The 12844-nt window shown below is 69.9% G+C and carries 12 protein-coding genes and 1 tRNA gene; 5 read left to right on the forward strand and 8 right to left on the reverse strand.

Going from position 1 to position 12844, the window contains the following annotated elements; genetic code table 11:
- The first annotated feature begins 127 nt into the window (after nucleotides 1–127).
- The 3 genes from ACFC06_RS24565 (at nucleotide 128) to ACFC06_RS24575 (ending at nucleotide 2652) form a co-directional block, all read left to right on the forward strand.
- Nucleotides 128–1369 (forward strand): PucR family transcriptional regulator, encoded by a 1242-nt coding sequence (locus tag ACFC06_RS24565; protein WP_375936193.1) that lies wholly within the window; start codon nucleotides 128–130, stop codon nucleotides 1367–1369.
- A gap of 123 nt (nucleotides 1370–1492) precedes the next feature.
- On the forward strand, nucleotides 1493–1711 hold the full coding sequence (locus tag ACFC06_RS24570; RefSeq protein WP_375936196.1) for a hypothetical protein: 219 nt from the start codon (nucleotides 1493–1495) through the stop codon (nucleotides 1709–1711).
- 2 nt (nucleotides 1712–1713) lie between these two features.
- Nucleotides 1714–2652, forward strand: a complete 939-nt coding sequence (locus ACFC06_RS24575; protein WP_375936198.1) for a hypothetical protein — start codon at nucleotides 1714–1716, stop codon at nucleotides 2650–2652.
- 97 nt (nucleotides 2653–2749) lie between these two features.
- Here the strand turns inward: ACFC06_RS24575 and ACFC06_RS24580 are convergent, their stop codons facing one another.
- From ACFC06_RS24580 to ACFC06_RS24595, 4 genes are all read right to left on the reverse strand, one after another.
- Nucleotides 2750–3970, reverse strand: a complete 1221-nt coding sequence (locus ACFC06_RS24580) for a serine hydrolase domain-containing protein (RefSeq protein ID WP_375936201.1) — start codon at nucleotides 3968–3970, stop codon at nucleotides 2750–2752.
- 195 nt (nucleotides 3971–4165) lie between these two features.
- Nucleotides 4166–4705, reverse strand: a complete 540-nt coding sequence (locus ACFC06_RS24585) for a hypothetical protein (RefSeq protein WP_375936204.1) — start codon at nucleotides 4703–4705, stop codon at nucleotides 4166–4168.
- 62 nt (nucleotides 4706–4767) lie between these two features.
- Nucleotides 4768–5337: a TetR/AcrR family transcriptional regulator gene (locus ACFC06_RS24590; RefSeq protein WP_375936207.1), complete on the reverse strand. Its 570-nt coding sequence runs from the start codon at nucleotides 5335–5337 to the stop codon at nucleotides 4768–4770.
- A gap of 187 nt (nucleotides 5338–5524) precedes the next feature.
- Nucleotides 5525–5597: transfer RNA gene (locus ACFC06_RS24595), tRNA-Asn, on the reverse strand.
- Nucleotides 5598–5808: 211 nt separating this feature from the next.
- Between ACFC06_RS24595 and ACFC06_RS24600 the strand changes: the two genes are divergently transcribed.
- A complete protein-coding gene (locus tag ACFC06_RS24600; RefSeq protein WP_278262736.1) occupies nucleotides 5809–6054 on the forward strand; it encodes a hypothetical protein in 246 nt (81 codons plus the stop codon).
- Nucleotide 6055: 1 nt separating this feature from the next.
- Here ACFC06_RS24600 and dnaG read toward each other — a convergent pair whose 3' ends face one another.
- The 4 genes from dnaG to ACFC06_RS24620 all read right to left on the reverse strand — a co-directional run bounded on the left by dnaG (nucleotide 6056) and on the right by ACFC06_RS24620 (nucleotide 10728).
- Nucleotides 6056–7975, reverse strand: coding sequence for a DNA primase (dnaG, locus tag ACFC06_RS24605; protein ID WP_375936210.1), 1920 nt, complete (start codon nucleotides 7973–7975; stop codon nucleotides 6056–6058).
- Nucleotides 7976–7998: 23 nt separating this feature from the next.
- Entirely contained in the window at nucleotides 7999–9252 is a 1254-nt protein-coding gene (locus ACFC06_RS24610; RefSeq protein WP_375936213.1) for a deoxyguanosinetriphosphate triphosphohydrolase, read from the reverse strand.
- A gap of 1 nt (nucleotide 9253) precedes the next feature.
- On the reverse strand, nucleotides 9254–9883 hold the full coding sequence (locus tag ACFC06_RS24615; RefSeq protein ID WP_375937305.1) for a YdcF family protein: 630 nt from the start codon (nucleotides 9881–9883) through the stop codon (nucleotides 9254–9256).
- Nucleotides 9884–10050: 167 nt separating this feature from the next.
- Nucleotides 10051–10728, reverse strand: coding sequence for an MBL fold metallo-hydrolase (locus tag ACFC06_RS24620; protein WP_375936216.1), 678 nt, complete (start codon nucleotides 10726–10728; stop codon nucleotides 10051–10053).
- A 72-nt stretch (nucleotides 10729–10800) separates the two neighbouring features.
- Between ACFC06_RS24620 and ACFC06_RS24625 the strand changes: the two genes are divergently transcribed.
- Nucleotides 10801–12810 carry a TPM domain-containing protein gene (locus ACFC06_RS24625; protein WP_375936219.1) on the forward strand — a complete coding sequence of 670 codons (2010 nt, stop codon included), beginning with the start codon at nucleotides 10801–10803 and terminating at the stop codon, nucleotides 12808–12810.
- Nucleotides 12811–12844: the final 34 nt, after the last annotated feature.

The raw sequence follows: 12844 nt of genomic DNA on the forward strand, positions 1-12844 counted from the left end.
GAGAACATGCCCCCTCCGATTAGTCTCTGGAGACTAAAGCCGCCCGCTCACGCCATACCACAAAACTGGGCGAATGACCAGTTCGCGGGAATTTTGCGGGAAACTGTTCGAGGGCCACAATCAGCCGATGTCGACCGATCGTCCCCTCAGCCTCGAGACGCCACTCATCGGCCGGGCCATTCCCCGGCTGGCCGGACTGGCGACCGACTTGCTCGACGCGAGCCTGGCCCAGGTCGCCGGCACCGAACAGCTGCCGCCGGGTCACTTCGAGGAGGACGTGGCACCGGCCATCGTGGGGGTGGTCGGCGAGATCCTGCAGGCGATCGACGAGCACCGCGATCTGGACCCCGACCGGATCGCCATGCTGGTCGTCCCGGTGGTCACCCGCCAGGCCGAAGAGCGCATCCCACTCAGACTAGGGGTCAAGGCCTTCTTCGGCGGGGTGCACCGGCTCTGGGGTGAGATCGCGGCGCTGGCCGAGCCCGGTGACCTCCCGGACCTGATCGGGCTCTCCGATCTGCTGCTCGACCTGCTCGAACAGATCAACATCATCATGGCCGAGACGCACGCCGAGGTCGTCCAGTCGATCTTCGGCGCCGAGCGGGAGGCTCGGCGGGAACTGTCCTCGGCGCTGCTGCACGGCGGCCCGGCCGAGGAACTCGCGATCCGCGCCGATATCGCGCTCGCCGACACCTACGACCTGCTCTCGGTGCAGGTCCCGCCGGGCGACCGCCGCGCGAGCTTCGCCGACGACGTCGTCGCCCGGCGCCGCGTGCGCGTTGCCAGGGAGATGCTCGACGACCTGTCCGGGATGAGCCCGCTGCACACCTTCGACGGCACCACCGGCTACGTCCTGCTACCGCCCCCGCCGGACGGCACCGACGAGGTGCGCTACGGGCACGTCGCCGCAGAACTCTCCCAGCGGCTGGGCACCTCCGTGATCGTGCTCGAGTTCCACGCGATCGCCCGCACGTGCCTGCCCCAGGCCGTGCAGGAGATCGGCGAATTGTCCGAGCTGGCGCTGAGCCTGGGCAAACCGACCGGCACCTACACCATCGACGATCTGATGCTCGAATTCCAGCTCACCCGCCCCGGGCCCGCCCGCGACCGGCTCGCCACCCGCATCCTGCCGCTGCTCGAGCACCCGCATCTGCTCGAAGCGCTGCACGCGCACATCCGGTTCGGCTGGGATCGCAAACGCGCGGCCGCCGCCGTCCACCTGCATCCGAACAGTTTCAGTTATCGCTTGCGCCGGGTCGCGGATCTCACCGGATTCGACCCGTCCGACCCCTATGACTCGCGCATGCTGGCCGCCGCGTTGACGGTGTATCAGCTCTATCCCCCGGCGGGCATTCCCGACAACGAATAACCGCGCGGAATTTTCGTTTCCCACGACAAAAGCGGCCGAGCGCCTTTCTCCCTCGCGTGCAGTGACAAGGCCGATTTCCGGATTCGATACTTGTCCTTCGACGATCCGAAGGAGAATTCCCCCTTGTCCGACGCCACCACGGTCCTGCTCGCCGAACTCGGCGGCGAACCGGCCGACGTCCTCTCCCGGCTCACCCAGGACGAAGCGGTCACGGTCCTCACGCTGTACCAGACCACCCGGCAGCGCCGTCGCACCGACCTCGACCGCGCGATCGACGACATCCTCGGTTTCCTGCCCCGGCTCGTGCGCATACCCGCCCGCAAGATCATGTTCGGAAAGTAGCCATGACCGATCTGCTCACCCACGGCCAGCTCACCCAGCTCACCCAGACCCTGGAGGCCGGGCCCGACGAGCTCGCCGGTCTCGCCCGGCTCGGCGCCGACGATCTGCGCGTCCTGCGGGAACGGTTGTCGGGCTTGCTCTTCGACGCCGACGAGCCCGTGTTCGCGCGGCTGTCCAAGCTGTCGCCGCTGGTTCCCACCGCGCTGCTGGTCAAGATCGCCGTCTCCGCGATTCCGCCCGAGGTGGCGGGACGCGCGGGTGGCTCGCTGGGGATCGCCCAACCCGACCGGGTCGCCGAGGTGCTCTCCGCGCTGCCCGCGACCTATCTGGCCGACGCCGCGCCGCACCTGGACCCGCGCACCGTGGCCGCGCTCGCGCCCCGGCTCTCGGGCGGGATGCTGATCCCGACCGCCGTCGAGCTGCTGCGCCGCCAGGACTACATCACCGCGGGCCGCTTCATCGAGTTCGCCACCGACGCGCTGGTCGACGACCTGGAACAGGGCATCTCCGACGACGTCGGCCTGCTGCGCACGGTGGCGACCACCGCCGATTCCGCCCGGCTCGACGAGGTGGTGCGCAGGCTGCCTGCCGCCCGACAGGAGACCATCGTCCGCGCGGCCGCGACCGGCACCGACGAGACGCTGCTCGCCGCGCTGTCGGTGCTGGCCCGGGTGGGTGAGGACCTGCGCGCCCGCCTGGCCACCGTGCTCGTCGACGCGCTCGATCAGCGGGAGCTGGACCGGCTGGTGACGGTGGCCGCGCGACGGCACGCGCTCGCCGAGCTGTTCACCGCGCTCGCGGCCACCGACACCGCGATCCGGTCCCGAGTCGCGGAGGTGATCGCGGCGGCGTCGACCGAGCTGAGCACCGCCCTCACCGACGCGGCGTCCACCGACGCCCTGCGGGGCGAGCTGGACGAACTGCGCGCGCTGCGCTCCTGACCCGTCCGGGACGGTCCGCGCGCGGCGGAACGTCCCGGAAGACCGATGATGCCGCCGGTGAACCCTCGCCGGCGGCATCGTCGTGTAGGTGGGTCGATCAGCCCGCCATCGGCAACGGGACCACCTCGCCGGATTCCTTGCCCGCGCCGCGCACGACCGCCGACAGCAGACCCAGCAGCACGAACTGATCGCGCGGCAGCAGGCGCGCTTCCGGCGCCCAGTTGTGCACGAAGCCGACCGCCAGCCCCGAGGCCGGATCGGCCCAGCCACCCGAGCCGACGAAACCCACGTGCCCGAACGCGTTGGGCGCGCCGACCACCGGCCACGAGTGGTATCCCAGCCGCCAGCCCATCGGCAGCAGCAGATTGCGATCGGGCAGCACCGACTGCAACCGGGCCATCGTGCGCACCCGCGCCCGCGGGAACAGCGCCGACTCGGTGGCGATCGTGTTGTAGACAGCGGCCAGCGAGCGGGCGGTGAAAACGCCGTTGGCGCCGGGCATCTCGCCGCGCAGGATGGTCGGCTCCGGGCCGGAGGACATCCGGTCGATGCCCTCGGTGTAGATCGAGCGCAGGAATCCCGCACCCGGCACCGGCGTGCGCGCGGCGAACTTGATCATCAAGCCCGCCTGCGGAATGCCGAACGGGATCTCCGAACCGTGCGTCCTGGCCACGGTGACCGGCGCGCCCGGCCCCGGGTCACCCAGGTGCAGCCCGCTCTCCCCGAGCGGTTCGGCCAGCTCGGTGCGGTACAGCTCGCCCATGCTCTTGCCGGTGACCGCGCGGGCGATACCGGCGATGAGGGTGCCGTAGGAGATCGCGTGATAGGCCGGGATCCCCCGGAACCGGTCCGGCGCCGCCGCGGCGAGCCGATCCTCGATCAGCTCGTGATCGGCGAGCTCGTCGACACTGCGCGCGAACACCCCGATCCGCGAGAGCCCCGCCCGATGACTCATCGCCTCGGCGACGGTGATCCCCGCCTTGCCCTTGACCCCGAACTCCGGCCAGTACTCCGCCACCGGCGCCGCGTAGTCCACCAGGCCGCGCTCGGCCAGCAGATGCAGCACCGTCGAGGTCACGCCCTTGGACGTGGAATACGACAGCGCCGCCGTGTTCTCCTGCCAGGGCACCGTCTCCGCCGCGTCGGCCCACCCGGTCCAGACGTCGACCACCCGTTCACCCCGGTGATACACCGCCAGCGCCCCACCACCGCGCCGATTCCCGAACAACCGCCCGAACCGCTCGACGGCCTCCCGGAACCCCGGCGCCGAACTACCACGAATCCCCGGCGCTTCCGCCCCCGACGACGCTGCACACATGAACGAACCTCACTTGTCACCATTGACAGACCTACGCCGGATCACTCCGAAACAGGCCGGAATGTTCACGTTACCGAACATCAACAGTCATTTCGAGACCCCGAACCCCCCACCACCGTTCCGCACCAGAATTCCTCCCCAACGAAGAATTTCCCCACCTTCATTGGTCTCGAGAGACTAAATATCGGGCATCGCCTAGTAGACAGCGCTCCAGTACTCGTTCACCGTCCAGGTCACCGCGCGGGTTCCCGGGCGATTCGGATCGTCGGTGACGGTGATCGTGGCGCGGGCCAGGTCGATCTTCATGCCGTCTACGCCCACGAACTGCTGGCTGTTGGCGGTGAAGGTGAAGAAGGTGCCCTCGAACGGGTCCGGCCGCAGGCCCGGCGACGACGCCCGCAGCAGCCGGGTGCCTGCGCGGTCCTCGCACACGACGAATCGCTGATCGCCGCCGACCGGAGTGCCCTGGAAGACGGTGACCGGCCTGCCCGTGGTCTGACCGACCAGCAGGACCAGCCGTTCGGTGTCCGCGCAGCGGGCGAAGGAGTCACGGTAGCCGGACGCGTCGGTGCCGCCGGGCAGCTGGCCGTCGGTCTGCACCGGCACGGCCTTCGTGGTGGATGCCGCCGACGGGCTCGGCGCAACCGCCGTCGCGTTCTCACCGGAGCAGGCCGCCATCGAGCAGATCAACGCGGCCCCGGCCACCACCGAGAACATCTTGTGTTCCGAAATCACTTGGGGATGTTAGCAATTCAGCAGTAATCCGATTTCCGCCATCGCCCGCCGGGCCTTCCGCCCTACTCCGCGACCTGGTTCGCGGCGAACCAGGTCGCCACCATCCCGGCGGTGGCCTCGATGAGTTCGCGGCGTTCGTCGCCGTCCACGTCGAGTGCCGAAGCGCGCAGCACAGCCGCGAACCCGGTGTTGACCACCACCGAGGCCATCACGTCGTACTTGTGGTCGTCGCCCGGACCCAGAATCCGGATGACCAGCATCTTGATCATCAACCGCAGCCGCGGCTCGAACTCGGGCAACCCGCTGCTGTAGAACTGCACCCCGGCGATCAGCGCGCGCACCAGCCCGGCATTGGCGACCAGCACATCGGTGATGACACCGAAGATGGTGGCGAACATGTCGTGGACCGACATGTCCTCGAGCTTGAACAGCGAAGCGGTGAAAGCGGTTTCGATGTCGGTGAGCAGCCGGTCCAGCAACTCGTCGACCATCCGCGAACGGTCGCTGAAATACCGGTACACCGTCCCGATACTGACCCCCGCCGCCACCGCGATCCGATTGGTCGAGGTCCCGGTGATCCCCCGCTCACCGAACAACTCCGCCGCGGCATCGAGAATCTGGTTCCGGGTCACCTTGGCCCGATCCTGCGTGGGCACACGCCGACTACGAGGGGGCGGAGGCACGCTCTACTCCTTACCGTTCACCGACGCTGAGCCGCAGCACAGCGTAGGCGGTATCCCACCCGACAGCCCGGGAACGCGAGTATCCACAGACGAGAAAACCCTCCACCAGTTCACACCGGTGAAGGGTTTTGCTATGCTCCCCCATCTGGACTCGAACCAGAAACCTGCCGATTAACAGTCGGCTGCTCTGCCAATTGAGCTATAGGGGATTGCTCCGAGTGGTTGATACTCGGTGGTCTGCGTTGGCGGGCTGACCGAGATGAAACTTTAGCGCATGGGGTTGCTGGTTCCCAAATCGGGGCTCTACCTGCGGACATGCGGCGTATAACGATGTGCGGACAATGGGTGGGCGGATCGACAGGGGTGGGGCTGCTGGGGCAGGATGGAGCCGCCAACGAACGTGGGAGGAGCTCCAAGAAGATGCTGCGGTTGATCATCGGCGTAGCGGCCGGGTATGTGCTGGGCACCAAGGCCGGGCGCGCGCGCTACGAGCAGATCAGTGCGGCGACGCGAGCGGTGACCGGTTCGCCGGTGACCAAGAAGCTGGTGTCGGTGAGCCGGCAGAAGCTGTCGGACAAGTTGAGCACGCAGCCCAAGCTGGAGCCGATGGAGCCCATCGACGAGCGCACCACGGTGCTGATCCCGCACAACCAGCTGCGCCGCTGAGTCAGGCGCCCGCCGCGAAGCCCTCGCTGCCCATCGCCTGGGCGGCGAGGCTCTTGCGGTACTGCTCGAGCGCCACCAGGTCGCCGAACAGCGTCATGTAGGTGTCGGGTTCCTCGCTGGCCGAGAGGCGTTGCAGCTTGGACTTCAGCTCCGCGATCTGGCGGCCGACCCAGGCCTCCTGGGTGCGCGCGAGGATGCCGGTGATGAAGCGCGGGGTGTCGTTCTGGGAGCGCACCGGGAGCTGTTCGCCCGCCAGTTCGGAGACCAGGGCGCGGATCATCAGGTCGTCGGTGTGGTCGGCGACGGCGGCGACCCATTCGGCGCCGCTGAGACCGGCGGCGGTGCCACCGGCTTTGGCGATCATGATGCGCACCGCGATGTAGGCGGGGTGGGTGAACGCGGCGGTGTCGATGGAGTCGAATACCACGCCCGCGATGCCGGGGTATTGCAGTGCGGCACTGAGGGTTTGCCGCTGGGCCAGGAGCACCGGATCGTTGGGGGCCGGGCGGACCGAGTTCTCCTCCACGCGGGGCGCGGCGGCCGGCGCGGGGCCGGGCTTTCCGTTCGCCCCGCCGCCGCCCATCCGGTTCTTCTTGGCTTCCTCGCCGACCCGGCGCACGACGAGCTGGATGTCGTCCCAGCCGACCCAGCCCGCCAGCTTGGTGGCGTAGCCCTTGCGGGTGGCGTTGTCCTTGATCTGGGCCACCACGGGCACGGTCCGGCGCAACGCCTCGACACGGCCCTCGACATCGTCGAGATTGTGTTCGGCCAGCAGACCGCGGATCACGAACTCGTAGAGCGGCGTTCGGCGCGCGACCAGGTCGCGCAGGGCGGCGTCGCCGGAGTACTGACGCAGCTCGCACGGGTCCTGGCCGTCGGGGGCGACGGCGATGTAGGTCTGGCCTGCCAGGCGCTGGTCGCCGCTGAACGCCTTGAGGGCCGCGGCCTGGCCCGCGGCGTCACCGTCGAAGGTGTAGATGATCTCGCCGCGCCAGAAGTTGTCGTCCATGAGCAGTCTGCGCAGCACCTGCAGGTGCTCCTCGCCGAAGGCGGTGCCGCAGGAGGCGACGGCGGTCTTGACCCCGGCCAGGTGCATGGCCATCACGTCGGTGTAGCCCTCGACGACCACGGCCTGGTGGCCCTTGGAGATCTCGCGCTTGGCGTGGTCGAGACCGAAGAGCACCTGGGACTTCTTGTACAGCAACGTCTCCGGCGTGTTCACGTACTTGCCGGGCATGGTGTCGTCGTCGAAGAGCTTGCGCGCGCCGAAGCCGATCACCTCGCCGCCGAGATTGCGGATGGGCCAGAGCAGGCGGCGGTGGAAGCGGTCGATCGGGCCGCGTTTGCCCTGCTTGGACAGCCCGGCCGCTTCCAGCTCCTTGAACTCGAAACCCAAGCGCTGCAGGTGTTTCGTGAGCACGTCCCAGCCGCCGGGTGCGTAGCCGCAGCCGAACTGCTGGGCGGCGGCGCCGTCGAAGTTGCGGTCGGTGAGGTATTTGCGGGCGGTCTCGGCTTCGGGCTCGCGCAACTGGGCCATGTAGAACTCGTGCGCGGCGGCGTTGGCGGCCACCAGCCGGGAGCGGGTGCCGCGGTCGCGCTGGACCGAGGTGCCGCCGCCCTCGTAGTTGATCTGGTAACCGACGCGGTCGGCCATCTGCTCGACGGCCTCGACGAAGCCGATGTGCTCGATCTGCTGGAGGAACTTGTAGACGTCGCCGCCCTCGCCGCAGCCGAAGCAGTGGAACAGGCCGTGGTTGGGCCGCACATGGAACGAGGGGGACTTCTCGTCGTGGAAGGGACACAGGCCCTTGATCGAGTCGGCGCCGGCGCGCTTGAGCGCGACGTACTCGCCGACCACATCCTCGATCCGGACCCGGTCGCGGATCGCCGCGATATCGCGATCTGGGATTCGTCCGGCCACGAGGGAAGTCTAGTGGGTGCGGCTCAGCGGCAGTCCAGCGAGGCGGCGACGCGCTCGAAGCGGCTCTCGGTGTAGGAGGCGATCTGATCGATCACCACGCGCACGCGGGCGGTGTCGTCGGTGGCGGCGTTCCACCAGGGCAGCATCTGGTCGTCCAGGTGGGCGGGGGCGGTGGTGAGCAGCCGGTCGGCCACGGCCTGCACCCGCTCGCGCTGGGTGAGCTGACGGGCCAGGTGGCCGCGGTCGGAGCGCACGTAGCGCAGCGCGACGGTCTTGAGCACGGCCACCTCGGCGGCGACGATCGGCGGCACGATCAGGTCGGCCTGATAGCGGATCAGCGGGCCGGGACCGTAGCGCTGATGGGTGGCGGCGATGGCGGCGGTGGCGAAGCGGCCGACGAGCTCGCTGGTGAGCCGTTTGAGCGCGACCGAGGCGGCGAAGGTGCCGTCGTAGTGCGCGGCCTCGGTGACCACGTCGAGTTCGGACAGACGTTGCGCGGCGGCGGCGAGGGCGTCGACGGACTGGTCGGGATGCTGGCCGTGCCCCTGTTCGGCGAGGGCGGCCTGCTCGGCCGGGTCGGCCAGGGCACGCAGATCGATGCGGCCGACGATCACGCCGTCCTCGACATCGTGCACCGAGTAGGCGACGTCGTCGGACCAGTCCATGATCTGGCATTCCAGGCTCTGGGTGCGCTCGGGCGCGTCCTTGCGGATCCAGGCCAGGCGCTCGAGATCGTCGTCGTAGGCGCCGAACTTGGTGCCGGAACCGGCGCGGCCCCACGGGTATTTGATGGTGGCGTCGAGCGCGGCGCGGGTGAGGTTGAGGCCGGAGCTCTCCCCCGCCGCGTCGAGGACCTTGGGTTCCAGGCGGGTGAGGATGCGCAGGTTCTGCGCGTTGCCCTCGAAACCGCCGTACTCGTCGGCGAATTCGTCGAGCGCGCGTTCGCCGTTGTGGCCGTAGGGCGGGTGACCGATGTCGTGGGCCAGGCCCGCGAGGTCGACCAGGTCGGGGTCGGCGCCGAGACCGTCGGCGATGCTGCGGCCGATCTGGGCGACCTCGAGCGAATGGGTCAGCCGGGTGCGCGGGGTGTCGCCCTCGCGCGGGCCCATGACCTGGGTCTTGTCGGCCAGGCGGCGCAGCGCGGCCGAGTGCAGCACGCGCGCCCGGTCCCGCGAGAACTCGCTGCGATGCCCGTTGCCGGGGGCATCCGGCCAGGCGATCTTGCCGGGCTCGCGGACCATGCGTTCCCGGTCGTGCGGGGTGTAGCCGTCGGTCATCTCACTGTCCCGCCTCGTAAGGGAAGTCTGCCGAGAAATGGGTGAGCTGGTACCACAGCAGCGCCCCCGTCTCGCGGGCGATGCCGTGGAACTGCGACTCCCTGGTGTAGACGGCCGGGCCGGTGCGGGTGGGTGCGGTCCACGCGCGCAGACCGGCGTCTCTGGCCATGGTCCTGGTGCGGAGTGAATGCCACGGATCGCTGACGAGTACGGCCGATGACAAGCCGCGTTCGTGCATGGCGTCGGCGACGGCTTCGATGCTGCGCAGGGTGTCGGAGCCGGTTTCCACGGCGAGGATGTGGTCGCCGGGTACGCCGTTGTCGGCGAGGTAGGCCTTGCCCGAGGCCGCCTCGGTGTAGAGGTCGCCCTCCTGCTTGCCGCCGACGGTGATCACCAGCGGCGCGACTCCCGCCGCGTAGAGGCGTCCGGCCTGGTAGAGCCTGGCTTCGAACACCGACGAGGGCGTGCCGGAGTACTGCGCGGCGCCGAGCACCACGATGGCGTCGGCGGGGGTGTAGTCGTCGATCCGGGCGACCTGCCACACCCGGATCGCCGTCCCGGCGACCAGCACGATCCCGATCACCACGGCCCCCGCGATCAACCGGCCGATCCACAGCGACACCGTCGACACCAGCCCACGCGGACGCCTGGCATCCGGGGCGGTAGCCGTTCGCGAGAAACCCGATTTCACCTTCGTCAGTCTGCCAGGTGACACCGACCGCCCGTGCCGTCAGCGGTCACCACCGGATTCCGGTCCGGTGAACTCCGCAGCGCCCGAGCGGGACGCGCTGGGCTGGGTCACCAGCCGCGTTCGCGCCATTCGGGGAGGTGGGGGCGGTCGGTGCCGAGGGTGGTGTCGTCGCCGTGGCCGGGGTAGACGGCGGTGTCGTCGGGGTAGCGGTCGAAGAGTTTGGTGGTGACGTCGGTGAGGAGGGTGTCGAAGTCGGTGGGGTTGTGGGTTCTGCCGACGCCGCCGGGGAACAGGGAGTCGCCGGTGAACAGGTGGGTGCGGTGGGCGGCGTCGACCAGTGCCAGGGCGATCGAGCCGGGGGTGTGGCCGCGCAGGTGGATGACCTCGAGGGCGAGGTCGCCGAGGCGGACGGAGTCGCCGTCGGCGAGCAGGCGGTCCGGCGGGACGGGCAGGGCGTCGGCGTCGAGGGGGTGGGCGGCGGTGGGGGCACCGACCGCGGTGGCGACCTCGGTGAGGGCCTGCCAGTGGTCGGGGTGCTGGTGGGTGGTGACGATCAGGTCGACCTGGCCCGGCGTTTCCTGGGTGGTGAGCCCGATGATGCGAGCGGCGTCGTTGGCGGCGTCGATGAGGATCGCGGCGCCGGTGGCGGTGCTCTGCACGAGGTAGGTGTTGTTGTCCATCGGGCCGACGGACATCTTGACGATCCGGGCCCCTGGCACATCGCGCTGCTGGGCGGGGCCGTCCGCGGTGACGTGTCCGGTGTAGAGGCGATCGACTGTGACCATGCGCCGATCGTAGAAGCCACGCGGCGTGCCGTCGTGCCCACCCGCACAGCGCGCGCCCGTTAGATTCGACACATGCGCCAGTCCAGGACGAATCCCGCCCCACGATCGGTTCCGTCGCGCGCGGCCGGATTGCTCTGCGCGGTGCTCGCCGCGGTCGGTCTGCTGTGCGCGCCGGGTGCGGGTGCGGAGCCGCCGTCACGGATGGGCCCGCGGCTGGTCGACAGCGCCGGGGTGCTCAGCGGGGCCGACGAGACCCGGGTGCGGGACGCGGTGGATCAGCTCTACCGGGATCATCAGGTCGAGCTCTGGGTGATCTACGTGCGCGATTTCGCCGGGATGGCGCCACGGGACTGGGCCGCGCGCACCTCGGAACTGTCCGGATTCGGTGATCGCGACCTGCTGCTCGCGGTGGCGGTCGAGGATCGTGGGTACTGGCTCGACGGCGTGCCTCCAGAGGAGATCAGCGACGGCGAACTGGACTCGCTGCTGGCGGGCACCGTGGAACCTGATCTGCGCGACGGGAAATGGGCACAGGCCGCCGTGGACACCGCCGACGGGCTGGGCTCGGCCATGAGTGGCACCGGTGTGCCGTGGAAGACGCTGCTGATGCTGGTGCTGGTGGTCCTCGTGCTGGCCGGTGGCCTGATCCTGTTCTCCCGCAGGCGCCGTCGCCACCGCGACCGTGCCGAGCTCGACTCCGCGCGCAAGGTGGACCCGGCCGATTCCGCGGCGGTGGCGCAGCTGTCGCTGCCGACGCTGCACGCGTTGTCACGGGAGCGGCTGGTCGAGATCGATGACGCCGTGCGCACCAGCACCGAGGAATTGGCCCTGGCCACCGGCGAATTCGGCGAGACCGCGGTGACACCGTTCCGCACCGCGCTCGACGCGGCCCGTGCGGCCACGGCCAAGGCGTTCACCATCCGCCAGCAGCTCGACGACGCGATCCCCGAGACGCCGGACCAGCAGCGCAGCATGCTCGTGGAGCTGATCGCCGTCGCGGGCACGGCCGATCGCGAACTCGATGCCCAGGTGGCCGATTTCGACGCCATGCGCGATCTGCTCATCGACGCGCCCGCCCGGCTCGACGCACTGACCCGCGACATCGTCGACCTGACCGCGCGCACCCCTGCCTCCGAGGCCGAGCTGTCCCGGCTGACCGCCGCCTATCCGGCTTCGGTGCTCGCCCCGATTCGCGACAATGTGCGGATGGCGACCGAGCGGATCGCCTTCGCCGAACAGAACATCGACACCGCGCGCACCGCGCTGAGCCGGCCGGTCGGCAAGCAGGGTGGGGCGGTGGCGGCGATCCGTGGGGCCGAGGGCGCGATCGGCCAGGCGCGCACGCTGCTCGACGCGGTCGACCAGGCGGCGGCGAATATCCAGCAGGCCCGTGACGGACTGCCCGCGGCCCTCGACGAACTGCGCCGCGACCTCGCGGTGGCGGCGGGTCTGACCGAGTTCGGTGGGCCCGAACTGACCGCGGCGGTGGGCAAGGCCACGAGCACGGTCGATTCGGCGTCCGCGGCCGCCGACAGTGATCCGCTGGGCGCGTTCCACAGTGCGGTGCAGGCCGATGCCGAACTGGACCGGGCCGTCGCGGCGGCCTCGGATCGCAAACTCGCCGTGGCGGATCTGCGGCGCAGACTCGACCGGGCACTCGCTGACGCGGCCGGACGCATCGACGCTGCCTCGTCGTTCATCACGACCCGGCGCGGTGGTGTGGACGCCGAGGCGCGGACCCGGCTCTCGGAGGCACAGCGTCATCTGGACGAGGCGCGTGGGCTGGCGGCGAGTGCGCCGGATCGCGCGCTGGCGAGCGCGCAGACCGCGGCCGATCTCGGTGGGCGGGCGCTCCAGCAGGCGCAGGCGAGTGTCCGCGCGTGGGAGACCCGTCAGCCCGTGTCGGGTGGTGCGCAGACCGGTGCCGTGCTGGGTGGGATCCTGCTCGACGGATTCCTGCGCGGGGCGATGAACAGTGGGTCGCGTGGGCGGGGGTACGGCGGTGGAGGTGGCGGTTACCGGCCGGGCTCGTACGGCGGTTCGTCGGGGTCACGCCGGGTGAGCCGCGGCGGGCGGTTCTAGCACCACCACGGCGGCCGCGATCGGAGACCGGTGA

Source organism: Nocardia sp. NPDC056064, assembly GCF_042266925.1.
Lineage (GTDB): Bacteria > Actinomycetota > Actinomycetes > Mycobacteriales > Mycobacteriaceae > Nocardia.